13 protein-coding genes and 1 tRNA gene are annotated in these 14948 nt (G+C 71.9%); 4 read left to right on the forward strand and 10 right to left on the reverse strand.

Features of this window, described 5'->3' with window-relative positions; genetic code table 11:
* Positions 1-49: 49 nt before the first annotated feature.
* From ACZ7IF_RS03395 to ACZ7IF_RS03405, 3 genes are read right to left on the reverse strand one after another with little or no spacing between them, the layout of a single operon-like run.
* Positions 50-1147, reverse strand: a complete 1098-nt coding sequence (locus ACZ7IF_RS03395) for a catalase family protein (RefSeq protein WP_470962200.1) — start codon at positions 1145-1147, stop codon at positions 50-52.
* A 28-nt stretch (positions 1148-1175) separates the two neighbouring features.
* On the reverse strand, positions 1176-2516 hold the full coding sequence (locus ACZ7IF_RS03400) for a Dyp-type peroxidase (protein WP_470962203.1): 1341 nt from the start codon (positions 2514-2516) through the stop codon (positions 1176-1178).
* 13 nt (positions 2517-2529) lie between these two features.
* Positions 2530-3138 carry a hypothetical protein gene (locus tag ACZ7IF_RS03405; protein ID WP_053788620.1) on the reverse strand — a complete coding sequence of 203 codons (609 nt, stop codon included), beginning with the start codon at positions 3136-3138 and terminating at the stop codon, positions 2530-2532.
* A gap of 719 nt (positions 3139-3857) precedes the next feature.
* Between ACZ7IF_RS03405 and ACZ7IF_RS03410 the strand changes: the two genes are divergently transcribed.
* Complete coding sequence (locus ACZ7IF_RS03410) at positions 3858-5363, forward strand: site-specific integrase (protein WP_470962206.1); 1506 nt, start codon at positions 3858-3860, stop codon at positions 5361-5363.
* Here ACZ7IF_RS03410 and ACZ7IF_RS03415 read toward each other — a convergent pair.
* A tRNA-Pro gene (locus ACZ7IF_RS03415) sits at positions 5345-5418 on the reverse strand. The two genes, ACZ7IF_RS03410 and ACZ7IF_RS03415, sit on opposite strands and share 19 nt — an antisense overlap.
* A 116-nt stretch (positions 5419-5534) precedes the next feature.
* Here ACZ7IF_RS03415 and ACZ7IF_RS03420 point away from each other — a divergent pair.
* Complete coding sequence (locus ACZ7IF_RS03420; RefSeq protein ID WP_470962209.1) at positions 5535-6005, forward strand: DUF309 domain-containing protein; 471 nt, start codon at positions 5535-5537, stop codon at positions 6003-6005.
* Here the strand turns inward: ACZ7IF_RS03420 and ACZ7IF_RS03425 are convergent.
* From ACZ7IF_RS03425 to ACZ7IF_RS03440, 4 genes are read right to left on the reverse strand one after another with little or no spacing between them, the layout of a single operon-like run.
* Positions 6002-6391 (reverse strand): VOC family protein, encoded by a 390-nt coding sequence (locus ACZ7IF_RS03425; protein WP_470962212.1) that lies wholly within the window; start codon positions 6389-6391, stop codon positions 6002-6004. The two genes, ACZ7IF_RS03420 and ACZ7IF_RS03425, sit on opposite strands and share 4 nt — an antisense overlap.
* A gap of 5 nt (positions 6392-6396) precedes the next feature.
* Positions 6397-7023, reverse strand: a complete 627-nt coding sequence (locus tag ACZ7IF_RS03430; protein ID WP_470962215.1) for a LutC/YkgG family protein — start codon at positions 7021-7023, stop codon at positions 6397-6399.
* A complete protein-coding gene (locus ACZ7IF_RS03435) occupies positions 7020-8498 on the reverse strand; it encodes a lactate utilization protein B (RefSeq protein ID WP_470962218.1) in 1479 nt (492 codons plus the stop codon). The genes ACZ7IF_RS03430 and ACZ7IF_RS03435 overlap by 4 nt, the downstream gene beginning before the upstream one ends.
* The gene (locus tag ACZ7IF_RS03440; protein ID WP_470962221.1) at positions 8495-9250 is read right to left on the reverse strand and encodes a (Fe-S)-binding protein; all 756 of its coding nucleotides are present in this window, start codon (positions 9248-9250) and stop codon (positions 8495-8497) included. The genes ACZ7IF_RS03435 and ACZ7IF_RS03440 overlap by 4 nt, the downstream gene beginning before the upstream one ends.
* Positions 9251-9268: 18 nt before the next feature.
* On the opposite strand from ACZ7IF_RS03440, the gene cobF reads away from it, so the two are divergent.
* Positions 9269-10021: a precorrin-6A synthase (deacetylating) gene (gene cobF / locus ACZ7IF_RS03445; RefSeq protein WP_470962224.1), complete on the forward strand. Its 753-nt coding sequence runs from the start codon at positions 9269-9271 to the stop codon at positions 10019-10021.
* Here the strand turns inward: cobF and ACZ7IF_RS03450 are convergent.
* Entirely contained in the window at positions 10008-11165 is a 1158-nt protein-coding gene (locus tag ACZ7IF_RS03450) for an aminotransferase class V-fold PLP-dependent enzyme (RefSeq protein ID WP_470962227.1), read from the reverse strand. The genes cobF and ACZ7IF_RS03450 overlap by 14 nt on opposite strands.
* Positions 11166-11942: 777 nt before the next feature.
* Here ACZ7IF_RS03450 and ACZ7IF_RS03455 point away from each other — a divergent pair.
* Positions 11943-12416 carry a hypothetical protein gene (locus ACZ7IF_RS03455; RefSeq protein ID WP_470962230.1) on the forward strand — a complete coding sequence of 158 codons (474 nt, stop codon included), beginning with the start codon at positions 11943-11945 and terminating at the stop codon, positions 12414-12416.
* Between the two features lie 85 nt (positions 12417-12501).
* Here ACZ7IF_RS03455 and ACZ7IF_RS03460 read toward each other — a convergent pair whose 3' ends face one another.
* The gene (locus ACZ7IF_RS03460; RefSeq protein ID WP_470962233.1) at positions 12502-14721 is read right to left on the reverse strand and encodes an NADP-dependent isocitrate dehydrogenase; all 2220 of its coding nucleotides are present in this window, start codon (positions 14719-14721) and stop codon (positions 12502-12504) included.
* Positions 14722-14948 lie beyond the last annotated feature (227 nt).

Below are 14948 nucleotides of genomic sequence, written 5' to 3' on the forward strand. Positions count from 1 at the left end.
GTGAGTCCCGGCCCGATCCGGGGCCTCATCCGCGGATCGGCCTGCCTGATCAGGCGGGAAGCTCCTTGATGCTTGCCGGCTCCTGGGGGTCGACCCCGTTGAGCCGGTGGCGGAAGTCGCTGGAGCTGGGATAGGCGGCGCGGCGGGAGCGCATGATGGAGCCCAGCGGCCGGTGGACCTCCAGGGCATGCCAGGGGCTGAAGGAGAGGACGTCGTCCGCGTAGCGGCGGCGGGCGTCGCTGTAGGCGTCCTGTGCGGGCAGGTGGAGCACGGCCACGACTTCGTGGGGTGACAGCTCCTCGGGCCACAGGGCTGACGCGTCCTCCACGGGCATGCGGTCGATGTCCGTGCACAGCTGGGCGCGGATGTCGTACTCGGCGCTGTTGTGCGCGAAGAAGTCGACGACGAGGTCGCGCAGCGCCGACTCGCCCGCCTTCTTCTCGACAGGTCGGCCGGTCAGGGCCCGCACGTTGGCGGAGCGCGGCGCGGCCGAGATCTTGGCGACGTGGTCGCCGTAGCGCAGAGCGGCCATGGAGTGGAACGTCTCGCCGAGGATGTGGTGGTTGGCGGCGGCCAGGGTCTCCACGGCCGGTGGCAGCGGGCGTCCCACGCGGGTGAGGGCCTTGGCGGCGGCGCGGGCGGCCAGCCCGGTGAGCTGGAGCTGCTGGTCGCTCTGGCGGGGCTGCTTTTCCAGCAGGTCCTGGAGTTTGGCGTACTCGGCGATGTTCCCGAAGGGAAGGGTGGGGTGGTTGACGAGGAGGAAGTCCTGGGTGGTGTGGCCGTCGTCGAGGGCGCGGGGGCCGGGCGCGCCGATGACCTTGATGGCGATGCCGCGCTGGACGGGTACCTGGTCGGAGCGCAGGTCGCCGGGGGCGGAGGAGAAGCGGACGATCACCGGGTAGGCGGCCGGTTCGGCGAAGAGGCCCTGGGCCAGGTGGTCGGGGAGATTGGAGTGGATGCGCAGTTCGCCGGCGAGGACGCCGTGACTTTTGGCGTGGGCGTCGCGCAGGCCGTGCCGGTGCTTGTCGGCGACTTGCTGGTTGGCCTTGCCCATGGCCTCGACGACTTGCCGGATCAGTTCCTCCTCGTCGGGGAAGGGCTGTTCGAGGTCGGGGTGGTACTTGACGTACGTGCGGGGTGTGGTCATGGGCGGCCTCCGCGCGAGGGTACTGGGGTCAGTTGCTGCCGAGCCAGCGGATGGCGGGCAGGCTGGGCATGAAGAAGTACTCGCCGCCGAGCAGGGTGTTGAAGGACTGGATGTTCTGCACCCTGCGGGGCGGAGTGCCGGGCACCGTGAAGTAGGCGCCCTTGTCCTGCAAGGAGATCATCGGGTCCTTCTCTTTGCCCAGGCCCATGAAGTTTCCGGAACCGACCCACTCGCTCTGCAGGAACTCGACGTTGTCGATCGCGCGTGCGCCGAGGGCGATGAAGTCCAGGCCGCGCGGCTTGCCGTCGTCCTTGAGCCGGTCCGGGGGCAGCGGGGCGCCGTAGGAGGTGCCGCGGCGGACGATCCGGCGGATGTTGACGTCGGTGAGGACCGTCAGCTTGGTGTCGCGCGGGTTCATCCGGCGGATGTGGGAACCCAGCGGTGTGCGCAGTCCGCGCGGGTCGGCGGCGTAGTCGAAGTCGTTGATCCGGTTCGGGTCCTCGCCGATCGCAGGATCGTCGCGCTCGGGGGCCAGGGCCAGGGGTGCGCCACTGCGCCAGCGGCCGACGAGCTTGGCGGCCAGCAGTTCGCGTTCGGCTTCTGTACGGGCGTTGTCGTGCAGCCACTTGTTGAAGGCGGCGACGTGGGAGTGGTACTTGCGGAAGACCACGTAGGTGCCGTTGCGGCCGAGGACGTCCGGAGCCGGAACGGGCAGCGGGACGCCTGTCTCGCTCGGGTACCCGAGCACGAACTCGCCCGCCTTGATCGGGCGCCCGTCGCCGGGCAGCGGTTCGGCGCCGCTGCCCTCGACCACCGGCTGACTGAAGCCGTCCCGGTAGCCGAACACATTGAACCCGTCGGCCGCGAAGTCCTGGTGGGACAGCAGCCGCACACCCGGAACCTCATCCAACTCCTTCTCGTAGGCAGCGACTTCGGCACGCCAGTCGTCCTCGCTCGCGGCGTACACCGTGACGGCGACGTGCACGCGCGACGTACCGAAGGGGAACTCCCAGTTCTTGGGCGCGTTCACGCCGGTGTCGCGCAGCCGCTCGGCGCGGGCGGCCATTCCGGCACGGAAGTTGGCGGGGAAGGAGGCCAGTGATGTCTCCGGCACGCCCAGCGCCACCAGTCCCTGATAGCTGAGGGCGAGGGCCAGCCAGGACGCCTGCGGTTCGTCCCAGCGGGCCGCCGAGGTCACCCGCGGAGCCAGTCTGCGCAGCAGTTCCCTGCCCGCCGCGGGCTCGGTGATCTCCAGGATCGCGTGGGTACCGAAGTAGGGCTCAGGCCGGGCCCGCAGCAGAGTCGCCTGGATGTCGTGGAGATCCAGGGTCGGGGGCCGGCGCAGCCGCCGGAACAGCGGGGAAGGCATGGTGCGCCTGCCCTCAGTTGAGGTCCGACAGGAAGCGCTGCACCGCGGCCTCCTGCCGCTTGAGCCGGTGGGCTTCCGCGACGGTGAGGTTGGGATGGGCGACGAACCACGCTTCCGCCGGGATCTGGTACTTGACGATGAAGTCCTTCACGTCGGGCGAGGTGATGCCGGGCCAGCCCTCCACGTTGGTGAACAGGTAGTCCATGAAGTCGGGGATCTTGGTGGCGAAGTCGTCGATGTAAGGGTCCCACTCGCCGTCGAAGGCGGTCGCGAACAGCAGCTTAGTGTCGTTGTCGAGGAACACGAAGCGCATGTTGTGCAGCGTGCCGACCTGGCCGGCGCCCGCAAGATTCCCACCGACCAGCTTGAAGAACTTCCGCAGGCGTTCGGCGCCGTTCGGCTTCAGCGGCAGGATCGTGGTCAGCTCGGACACCTCACCGCTCTTGGCTCCGATTCGGCCGGCGGTGGTGACGGCATGCTCGGCCATCTCCTCCTTGTCGGCCAGCAACTCGGCAACGCGGAGCTTGAGCGCGATCTTCGCGTCCGCCAGCGTCGACTCGACGCGCTCACGGACGGCCTCGGGCAGCTTCTGGAACTTCGCTTGCAGATCGGTCTCGCTCATGGCACCTCTCCTTGTGGTCCGGCGTCGACCGCCGGCCGACGCTGTACGGCGACTCGGCAGAGCCGCATCAATAGGATCGTGAGGGTTTTCACATAAGTCGCGAATCAGCCACTTCGCCACATGAGGCGCGGCGATGCGAGGCAAGTTTGAGCATCTCCGCACAACTGATTACATCATCAGTTTGTGCGCGTGCTTTGTCAACGCGCCACTCGCCTGAACTACACGGGGCACCTTCTCAAGGTTCAGCGGCCGCCAGAACCTCGGCGTTGCCGCCGACGTGCTGGCATCAAGGACGCCCAGCACGTGACGTCGATGCCGGCCACCGGGCGGCTCCCCCGCCCCCTTGTCCATGGCACGCGCAGACGCCGCCTCCGGACAACAACAGGCGCAGCGCGTCCAGGCACCTTGGCGGTAGGACGACCACAGCCCCGGTCCGGCTGGCGAGCGCACGGGACATGCAGGACATGGGCGGCTCCCGGAACTTCCCATCCCGCGCCGGCTTCTCCGCCTGGGATCAACCAGGACCAAGATCCGGACCATTCCCGTACCAGTCCTCACCAGAGAGCCCTCGCCTGCCGCGATTTCCGCAGGTCAGCACGGGTGTGGCTGCTGTACCACCAGCAGACGAAGAATCTGCTGCCACGCTCCCGGATAGGCCCCTTGGCGCGCCAACAAGGGAAACGCCCTGGTCACGCACCTTCGGGCGGCATGGTGGTCGCTTGTGGTCGCACGCTGGAAGAACCCCACCCCCGTTCCCGCCTCCCGGAGGCGATCCCCATGCGTACCAGCGCCGGCCGCGGCCGGATCTACCGCCGCTGCGGCTGCCGAGACCCCCAGCACCACCAGCTCGGCACCCACTGCCCCACCTGACCACCGACAGCCAGCACGGCACCTGGAACTTCGCCGTCGACGTCCCCACCCCAGACCACCACCGCACCACCGTCCGCCGAGGCGGATTCCCCACCCAAGACTCCGCCGAGCAGGCCCTGGGCCGGTTCCTCGAGGGCGAGGCCGGCGGATACAACGCCGACCCGAGCCAGACCGTCGCTGCCTACCTCAACACCTGGCTGGCCGCGAAGGCCCTCGTGCTGAAGCCGACCACAATGGCCCGCTACCGCGACTACGTCCGCAACGACCTCACCCCGGCCTTCGGCACCCTCAAGCTCGACCAGCTCGCCCACAGGCACATCTCGGCCTACGTCACCTGCCAGCTCGCCGCCGGCCGCGGCGAAACCACCCTCTACCGATGCCTTGCCACCCTCTCCAGCGCCCTCGGTGACGCCGTCCGGCAGCACCGACTGCCCCACAACCCGGCCCGTCCCCCGGTCCTGCACCGACCACCATCGCCGGAGCGTCGCATCTGGACGGCGCAGGAAGCCGCCCCCTTCCTCGGCTACTGCCACCATGCCGATCCCGAGATGGCCGACCTGTTCGAGTTCCGCATCAGCACCGGCCTCCGCAAGGGCGAAGCCCTCGGCCTCCACTGGGACGACGCCCACCTGCCCGAGGGCGTCCTCTACGTGCGCTGCACCCTCTCCGCCATCGACAACAACCACCTCGGCATCACCACACCGAAGACCCGGTCGAGCCGCGGCTGGGTCGCCATCTCACCCCGCGTCGCCACCGCCCTCCGGCACCACACACAAACAATGCCCCGAACACGCGGCGATCCTGACGATCCGTTCACCGGACTCGTCTTCTGCAGACCCGACGGCCGACCGCTCGGACCTCATCAGGTCCTCGACCGACTTCGCCGCCTCTCCGCCGAAGCCGGTGTCCCCAGGGTCACGGTGCACGACCTCCGCCACCTGGCCGCCACGATCACCATCACCACCGGCGTGCCGCTCACCGTCGTCTCCCAGACCCTGCGGCACTCCACCCTGTCGACGACCGCCAACCTCTACAGCCACCTCACCCAGCAGGCAGCCCGCGAAGCCGTCGACACCATCGACCACACCCTCACCAGAGCCGAGAACGCCAGCCATCAAACGGGCCGTACGGCGTGGCTGCGACCACCAGGCGACCACGTCCACCGGATCCGCGAAGCCCCGCCGACTCCGCTTCCCCAGTCCGCAGGCCTTCAGTACCACCGCGAACCAGCCCCGGTCGGGGCATGCGACCACATTGCGACCACCACGGCTCCGGACGCACGAAAGGCCGCCTTCCCATTTCTGAGAAGACGACCTCCGACGTGCGTAAAGCACAGTCGGGACGACAGGATTTGAACCTGCGACCCCTTGACCCCCAGTCAAGTGCGCTACCAAGCTGCGCCACGTCCCGTTACTGCTTCGTGCCCCTCACCTGGGGTTTCCCCCTCGTGCCGGGCACATGCAGAACATTACCCCACGCCGAGGGGTGCGTGTGCACGGGTAATCGGCGACGGGCAGGATGGCCGGGTGAAGGAACGGGAACGCGACCGGGACGGTGAGGGGCGGGCGCGCAGTGCGCGGCCGCGGGACGGGCTGGGGCGGCCGCTGCCGTACGGGGCAGAGGGCGTGGCCCGGCAGCCCGAGGGGGTGGTGCGGACGCCGGAGCGGACGGTGGCGGAGGCGCAGCGGCTGCTGGACGCCGGGATGCCCTTCCACGCGCACGAGGTGTTCGAGGACGCGTGGAAGTCCGGGCCCCCGGAGGACGCCGGTCTGTGGCGGGGGCTGGCTCAGCTGGCCGTGGGGCTGACGCACGCCGCGCGGGGGAACTCCGTCGGCGGGGCACGGCTGCTGCGGCGCGGGGCCGCGGCCCTGGCCGGGCGTGGGGACGCGTACGGGATCGGCGTGGCCGGGCTGGTCGGGTGGGCCCGGGAGCTGGCCGGGCGGGTGGAGGCCGGGGAGCGGATCGACGCGGCGGCCGAGGCCCCCCGGCTGGCCTAGGCCGGCTGGAGGAGGTCCCAGCGGTTGCCGTAGAGGTCCTCGAAGACGGCTACGGAGCCGTACGGCTCGTGGCGCGGCTCCTCCAGGAAGCGGACGCCCTCGGCCGTCATCCGGGCGTGGTCGGCGGCGAAGTCGGCGGTGTAGAGGAAGAAGCCGACGCGGCCGCCCGTCTGGTCGCCGACGCGGGAGCGCTGGGCCTCGTCCTTGGCGCGGGCCAGCAGCAGGGCGGACTCCTTGGCGCCGGGCGGGCGGACCACGACCCAGCGGGAGCCGTCCGGCCGGGGGGTGTCCTCGGCGAGTTCGAAGCCGAGTGCGCGGGTGTAGAAGTCGATGGCCTCGTCGTAGTCGCGGACCACGAGGGCGGTGAGGGCGATGTGGGATGGCATGGGGCCTATTGTGCGCCGAGGAGGACGACCTCCAGGGTGCGGGGGCCGTGCACTCCTTCCACCCGGTCGAGCTCGATGTCGCTGGTGGCCGAGGGGCCGGAGATCCAGGTCAGCGGGCGGGTCGGGTCGAGGCGTTCGAGGGCCTGCGGGACGGAGTCCACGACCTGGCCGGGGACGCGGACCACGCAGACGTGGTGGTCCGGGACCAGGGTGATGCGCCGCCGGCCCTGGTCGGGGCCGCCGTCGAGGACGACGGTGCCGGTCTCGGCGATGGCCAGGGCGCAGCCGGTGACCACGCTGTCGATCCGGTCGAGGTCGTACGGGGTGGCGGCCGCGCGGTCGTGGATGCGGGTCGCGGCGGTGGACGCCAGCCAGTGCCCGGGCAGGGCCGGCGGGACGAGGACCGTGCGGGAGGCGGAGAGCAGGCGGGCCAGCAGCAGCGCGAGGCCGTCCTCGTCGGTGCGGTGCACCTTCGCCCGGTACTCCGTGAGGTTGGCGGCGAGGAGGTCTGCGGTCTCGGCCGGGGTGCGGCTGCCGTGGACGCGGAGGTAGTCCCGGGGGACGGGCGGGGCGTCCGGGGCCTGTGCGGTGGCCCTCCGGATGCGGGACAGGATGCGGTCCCTGGTGCTCAACCTCGGGTCCCCCGTTCTCTGAGCCACCAGTCGCGGAAGGATTCCGCCGGGATGTCGGGCAGTTCGCGGGTGTCGGTCCAGGCCCGGCCCGGGCCCGGGAGGCGGCGGGGGCGCAGCCGGCGGGCGCGGGCCAGCAGCCGTTCCCCCGCGCGCAACGCGCCGGGATGGTCGAGGAGCAGCCGGGCGGCGCGCATGGCGGCCCGCTCGGCGGTGTGGCCGTGCGCGGGGCGCAGGCGTACGCGGACGCCGTCGCGGGTCACGGGGCCGCCCTGGACCACGCGTTCGCGCAGGTGGACGAGGACCTCGGGGATGTCGATGGCGACGGGGCAGACCTCGTAGCAGGCCCCGCACAGGGTGGAGGCGTAGGGCAGGGTGGCGTCGATGGCGCTGCCGGTGCCGCGCAGTTGGGGGCTGAGGACGGCGCCGATGGGGCCCGGGTAGACGGAGCCGTAGGCGTGGCCGCCGGCGCGCTCGTAGACGGGGCAGACGTTCAGGCAGGCGGAGCAGCGGATGCAGCGCAGGGCCTGGCGGCCGGTCTCGTCGGCGAGGGTGTCGGTGCGGCCGTTGTCGAGGAGGACGAGGTGGAAGGCTGAGGGGCCGTCCGTCTCCGTGGTCCCGGTCCACATGGTGGTGTACGGGTTCATCCGCTCGGCGGTGGAGGAGCGTGGCAGGGTCTGGAGGAAGACCTCCAGGTCGCGGAAGGTGGGGACGACCTTCTCGATGCCGACGACCGAGATGAGGGTGTCGGGCAGGGTCAGGCACATGCGGCCGTTGCCCTCGGATTCTAGGACGACCATGGTGCCGGTCTCGGCGACCATGAAGTTGGCGCCGGAGACGGCCACCTTGGCGCGCAGGAACTTCTCGCGCAGGTGGAGGCGGGCGGCTTCGGCGAGTTCGCGCGGGTCGTCGCGGAGGTCCTCGGGGGCCGGCCGGCCCCATGCGCCCATCTCGGAGCGGAAGATGTCGCGGATCTCGCCCCGGTTGCGGTGGATGGCGGGGACCAGGATGTGCGAGGGCCGGTCGTGGCCGAGCTGGACGATGAGTTCGGCGAGGTCGGTCTCGTAGGCGGTGATCCCGGCGGCTTCCAGGGCTTCGTTGAGGCCGGTCTCCTGGGTGGCCATGGACTTGACCTTGACGACTTCCCGCTCGCCGGTGGCGCGGACCAGGCCGGTGACGATGCGGTTGGCCTCGTCGGCGTCGGCGGCCCAGTGCACGGTGCCGCCGGCCGCGGTGACGGAGGCCTCCAACTGGAGCAGGTAGCGGTCGAGGTGGCGCAGGGTGTGGTCCTTGACGGCCTTGCCCGCGGCGCGCAGCCGGTCCCAGTCGGCGAGTTCGGCGACCGCGCGGGCGCGTTTGTCGCGGATGGTGTGGGTGGCGTGCCGGAGGTTGGCGCGCAGTACGCCGTCCCGTACGGCTTCGCGGGCGGCGGTGGGGAACGGCGGGAACGCGGGCATGCCGAGGTGCGTACCGGTCATGGCAGGGGGTCCTCCTCCGTGGCGGCCAGGATCTCGGCGAGGTGCAGGGTGCGCATCGGGTCCCCGGCCCGGTGGAGGATGCCGCCGAGGTGGGCGAGGCAGGAGTTGTCGGCCCCGCACAGCACCTCGGCGCCGGTGGCGAGGGCGGCGGCGGTCTTGTCGGCGCCCATGGCGGTGGACACGTCGGGGTTCTTGACGGCGAAGGTGCCGCCGAAGCCGCAGCACTCCTCGGCTCCGGGCAGCTCGACCAGTTCCAGGCCCTTGACGGCGGACAGCAGCCGCCGGGGGCGCTCGCCGAGGCCCAGGGAGCGCAGGCCGTGGCAGGAGGGGTGGTAGGTGACGGTGTGCGGGAAGTACGCGCCGACGTCGGTGACGCCGAGGACGTCCACGAGGAACTCGGTCAGCTCGTGGACGCGCGGTACGAGGTCCCCCGCGAGTTCCCCCAGCTCGCTCCCCCGCCCCTCCTCGGCGGCCCTGCGGCCGATGCGCGGGTAGTGCTCGCGGATCATCGCGGCGCAGGAGCCGGAGGGGGTGACCACGTGGTCGTACCCGGCGAAGGCCCCGGCGGTGCGGCGCAGCAGCGGCTCGGCCTCGCGGCGGTAGCCGGTGTTGTACTGGGGCTGGCCGCAGCAGCTCTGGGCGGCGGGGAAGTCCACCTGGACGCCGAGCCGCTCCAGGAGCCGTACGACGGCGATGCCGGTCCGGGGGTACAGCGCGTCGTTGACGCAGGTGACGAACAGGGCGGCGCGCATGATGGGCACAATAGCCCGGTGAAGAAGTTCTCAGTGATCGGCATAGGCGCGGGCGACCCGGACCACCTGACCCTCCAGGCGGTCAGGGCGATCGGCGCGGCGGACGCATTCCTCATCCTGGAGAAGGGGGAGGAGAAGTCGGACCTGACCGGTCTGCGGCGGGCGATGCTCGACGCGCACGCCCGTCCCGGCCACCGGCTGGTGGAGGGCCGCGACCCGGACCGGGACCGCACCCCGGCCGACTACACCCCGACGGTGGACGGCTGGCGCAGTGCGCGGGCCGGGATCTTCGAGCGGTTCATCGCCGAGGACCTGGCGGAGGGCGAGACGGGCGCGTTCCTGGTGTGGGGCGACCCCTCCCTGTACGACTCCACCCTCGCGATCCTGGAGGAGGTGCTGGAGCGCGGCCGGGTGGCGTTCGAGCACGAGGTGGTGCCCGGCATCAGCAGCGTGTCGGCGCTGCTGGCCAGGCACCGGACCAACCTGAACCGGGTCGGGCGGCCGGTCCAGATCACCACCGGCCGCCGGCTCGCGGAGGGCTGGCCGCAGGACGTGGACGACGTGGTGGTGATGCTGGACGCCCGGCACGCCTTCACCGCCCACCTGGACCAGGACCTCTACATCTACTGGGGCGCCTACGTCGGCACTCCGGACGAGATCCTGGTCCAGGGGAAGCTGGCGGAGGTGTCCGGCCGCATCGAGGAGCTGCGGACCGAGGCCCGGGCCCGCAAGGGCTGGATCATGGACACCTATCTGCTCAGGCGCTCCTGAGGAAGGCGGGCAGGGCCTCGGCGAGGCGCTCGTACTCCTCGGCGCGGTTGTAGAGCTGCCCGCAGACCCGGATGCCGCCGCCGCCCGGCCGGGCCCAGACGAGGGTGCGGATGCGGGCCTTCGCCGCGATCTCCTCGCGCATGGCCGCGGCGGCGTCCTGGGTCTCGGCGGTGCCGGGCGGCAGCAGCAGGGAGCGCATGGCCAGGCCGGGGGTGTGCGGGAGCGGGGTCAGGCCGGGGATCCGGGCGAGCTGCTGAGCCCCGTAGGCGGCGAGGGCGCTGTTGTGGGCCCGGACCCCGTCGGCGCCGAGCCGTTCGATGAGGTCGAGGCCCTCGGGGGCGGCCAGCCAGCCGGTGTAGTCGGCGGTGGCGCGGTACTCGACGGAGCGCGGGAAGCCGAGGTGGTCCTGCCAGGACGGGGAGAGGGAGCGGACCCGGGCCCGGTGGGCGGGGGCGACGGCGAGGAGGGCGGTGCCGGAGGGCGCGTACCCCCACTTGTGGAGGTTGCCGAACCAGAAGTCGGCGCCGGCGGCGACCGGCTCGGCCAGCATGCCCGGGGTGTGGGCGCCGTCGACGACGGTGGTGATCCCGCGCTCCGAGAGCTCGGCGAGCAGCCGGGGTGATGCGATGAGGCGGGCGGTGGGCGAGCTGACGTGGTCGAGCAGGACCGCCTTGGTGCGGGGCGTGAGCGCGGCCAGCACGGTCTCGCGTACGGCGTCCTCGTCGGGCAGGTGCGGGTCCAGGGCCACGGTGGTCACGCGGGCGCGGCGGGCGGCGGCCGCGGTGACGGTGCCGTAGCCGTGGTCGGTGACGAGCACCTCGTCGCCCTCGGCGAGCGGGATGGCTTCGAAGGCGAGGTTGGCGCCCTCGGTGGCGTTGGAGATGAACGCGAGGCCGTCCGGGTCGGTGCCCAGCCGGGCCGCGATCCGGGCGCGGGCGGCGGCCAGCCGGTCGGGGAGGGCGTGGAAGAAGGCGTCGGGGTCGGCGTGGGCCTCCGCCCGCAGGGCCTCCTGCGCCTCCTGGACGGGCAGCGGGACGGCGCCGTAGGAGCCGTGGTTGAGGTGGGCGACGGCGGGGTCCAGCCGGAAGAGGCCGGGGCCGCCGGGGTAGGCGGGCGGGGCTGAGCGGGCGGACGGCGCGGGCACGGGTACCTCCGGACGGGTCGTGTCGGGTGCGGGCCTCGTGAGCCCGCACCCGGAGCATGGTGTCTCGTTCCCCGGGACGGAAGGGCCGCTTGCGCCGGATTGGCCTGCCCGGCCGGACGTCCGTCCCCCTGCCGGTGACCCGTCACCCCGGGCGGCCGCTGGTCGCCGCGTAGTACTGGAGGTCCTGCACCGGCACCTCGTGGTCCACGGCGTACGGCAGCTCCACCCGCGCCGTGCTCTTCCCGCCGCGGGCCACCTCCGCCGAGCTGGTCCCGGGCCGCAGCGGCAGCAGTTCGGCGTGGACGCCGGCCGGGGCCGTGTGCTTACGAGGTGAGGTCCAGGTAGGCGTGGCCGTTGTGCTGGGGCGGGGCGAAACTGGCTGCCCTCGGAGTAGTCGTTCCAGGTGGTCGGCTGCACCCAGTCGGCCCCGTCCTCGATGGCGTGGGTCCACGTGGAGCGCAGGGTGGTGGTGTTGCCTGCCTCGTCGGCGGCCCGGCGCCCGGACGGGCGGGAGTGCCGCCGGTGCGCTGTCATCCGGGCCCTCCCGGTGGACGCGCCCCGCCGCCGGGGCCGTTCCGCTGTACGGCCGATCGCCGCCCCGCGGACAACCGTGCGCCGCGACCGGCAGGGCATCGGCTGACCAGGGCGTTCTCGGACCATGCGCCGGAATACGGCATTCCCCTGGTCATACGGCTGAATTGACGCATAATCGTCGTCACGCGGCGCGAAACAACCCTCGTGCCGCACGGGGTCACGCATGCAACGGGGGGCATCGTGATGATGGGGGACTCCCGGCCGACACCATCGGGCGGAGCGACCGGAACACTGCCGACCACGTCCACCGGGCTCTCCAGCCTGCTCACCGCCGTCCGGCGGGGCCGGGTGCTGACGGTCACGGGCCGGTTCCACGAGGCCCGGAGCCTGCTGGTGCGGGACGTCGCCCGGCGGCTGGCGTCCAACTTCTGCGACGGGGCCGCGGTGGTCACCGTCAGTCCTGACGGCGGCGTACGCGGCCTCGTGGCCGCGCTGGGCTGCGTACCGGGCATGCCCTTCCTGCCCTGCGGCACGGCCAACGCCGCCTCCTGGCTGGCGGAGCGGGACATGCTGCTGGTCCTGGACGGCAGCGACCGGCTCGGCCCCGAGGCGCTGACCTGGCTGCGGGAGCTGCTCGACGCCGCGCCCGGCCTGCGCATCCTGGCGGCCGGCCGGCATCCCCTCGCCGTGGGGCAGGGGCGGGTGCACCGGCTCTGAGCCGCCGGTGCCCGGACACGGGTCCGCCCCGGCCGGGCACGGGGCCTGGCCGGGGCGGAGCGCGTACTGCCTACTGCTGCGGGTGTCAGCCCAGGATGGCGAGCGCCTGGTTCAGCGTCGCGGAGGGACGCATCACCTCGGCCGCCTTGGCCGGGTCGGGCTGGAAGTAGCCGCCGATCTCGGCCGGGGAGCCCTGGACGGCGTTCAGCTCGGAGACGATGGCCGTCTCCTGCTCGGCCAGCGTCTTGGCGAGCGGCTCGAAGGCCGCCGCCAGCTGCGCGTCGTCGCTCTGGCCGGCCAGCTCCTGCGCCCAGTACAGGGCGAGGAAGAAGTGGCTGCCGCGGTTGTCGATGCCGCCGAGGCGACGGGTCGGCGACTTGTCCTCGTTGAGGAAGGTGCCGGTGGCGCGGTCCAGGGTGTCGGCCAGGATCTGGGCGCGGGCGTTGCCGGTGGTGGCGGCGAGGTGCTCGAAGGAGGCGGCCAGCGCGAAGAACTCGCCCAGCGAGTCCCAGCGCAGGTAGTTCTCCTTGACCAGCTGCTGGACGTGCTTCGGGGCGGAGCCGCCGGCGCCCGTCTCGAAGAGGCCGCCGCCCGCCATCAGCGGGACGACCGACAGCATCTTGGCGCTGGTGCCCAGCTCCAGGATCGGGAAGAGGTCGGTCAGGTAGTCGCGCAGCACGTTGCCGGTCACCGAGATGGTGTCCTCGCCGCGGCGGATGCGCTCCAGGGAGTACTTCGTGGCCTCGACCGGGGAGAGGATCTCGATGGTCAGGCCCTCGGTGTCGTGGTCCGCGAGGTACGTCTTCACCTTGGCGATGAGCTGCGCGTCGTGGGCGCGGGTCTCGTCGAGCCAGAAGACGGCCGGGGCGCCGGTGGCGCGGGCGCGGGTGACGGCGAGCTTGACCCAGTCCTGGATGGGCAGGTCCTTGGTCTGGCAGGCGCGGAAGATGTCGCCGGCGGCGACCTCCTGCTCGATGACCACGTTGCCCGCGGCGTCGACGACGCGGACGGTGCCCGCGGCGGCGATCTCGAAGGTCTTGTCGTGGCTGCCGTACTCCTCGGCCTTCTGGGCCATCAGACCGACGTTCGGCACCGAGCCCATGGTGGCCGGGTCGAAGGCGCCGTGGGCGCGGCAGTCCTCCACGACGGCCTGGTAGACGCCCGCGTAGCTGCTGTCCGGGAGGACGGCGAGGGTGTCGGCCTCGGCGCCGTCCGGGCCCCACATGTGGCCGGAGGTGCGGATCATGGCCGGCATGGAGGCGTCGACGATGACGTCGGACGGCACGTGCAGGTTGGTGATGCCCTTGTCGGAGTCGACCATCGCGAGGGCCGGGCCCTCGGCGATCTCGGCGTCGAAGGAGGCCTTGATCGCGTCGCCGTCGGCGAGGCCGCCCAGGCCGTTCAGGATGGTGCCGAGGCCGTCGTTCGGGGACAGGCCGGCGGCGGCGAGGGTCTCGCCGTAGCGGGCGAAGGTCTTCGGGAAGAAGGCGCGGACCACGTGGCCGAAGATGATCGGGTCGGAGACCTTCATCATCGTGGCCTTGAGGTGCACGGAGAACAGGACGTCCTCGGCCTTGGCACGCTCGATCTGGTCGTTCAGGAAGGTACGCAGGGCGTCGACGTGCATGACGGACGCGTCCACGACCTCACCGGCGAGGACCGGTACGGACTCGCGCAGGACCGTGGTGGCACCGTCGGCGGTGACGTGCTCGATGCGCAGCGTGCCGGCCTCGGCGATCACGGCGGACTTCTCGGTGGAGCGGAAGTCGTTCTCGCCCATGGTGGCGACGTTCGTCTTCGACTCGGGGGTCCAGGCGCCCATGCGGTGCGGGTGGGCCTTGGCGTAGTTCTTCACCGAGGCGGGGGCGCGGCGGTCGGAGTTGCCCTCGCGCAGGACCGGGTTGACGGCGCTGCCCTTGATCTTGTCGTAGCGGGCGCGGATCTCGCGCTCCTCGTCCGACTTCGGGTCGTCCGGGTAGTCCGGAAGGGCGTAGCCCTGGCCCTGGAGCTCGGCGATCGCGGCCTTCAGCTGCGGGATCGAAGCCGAGATGTTGGGCAGCTTGATGATGTTGGCCTCGGGGGTCTTCGCCAGCTCGCCGAGCTCGGCGAGGGCGTCGGCGATCCGCTGCCCCTCCTCGAGGTACTCGGGGAAGACGGCGATGATCCGACCGGCCAGGGAGATGTCACGGGTCTCGACATTCACACCGGCCGTCGACGCGTAGGCCTGGATCACAGGCAGGAAGGAATACGTCGCGAGGGCCGGGGCCTCGTCAGTGTGCGTGTAGATGATGGTCGAGTCAGTCACCGGATGCTCCGCTCCACAGTCTGCGTCTCTCGTCTGCAACATTGCTCGACATCAAGATATCTCGTGATCGGGCATGTCTGGACAGCCCCCTGCCGCAAGACCGGGGAGACGCGCGTCACGGGAACGCGAAAGGCGCCGGGGGGGGGGGGGGGGGGGGGGGGGGGGGGGGGGGGGGGGGGGGGGGGGGGGGGGGGGGGGGGGGGGGGGGGGGGGGGGGGGGGGGGGGG

It is taken from the genome of Streptomyces sp. NPDC037421 (assembly GCF_055602105.1).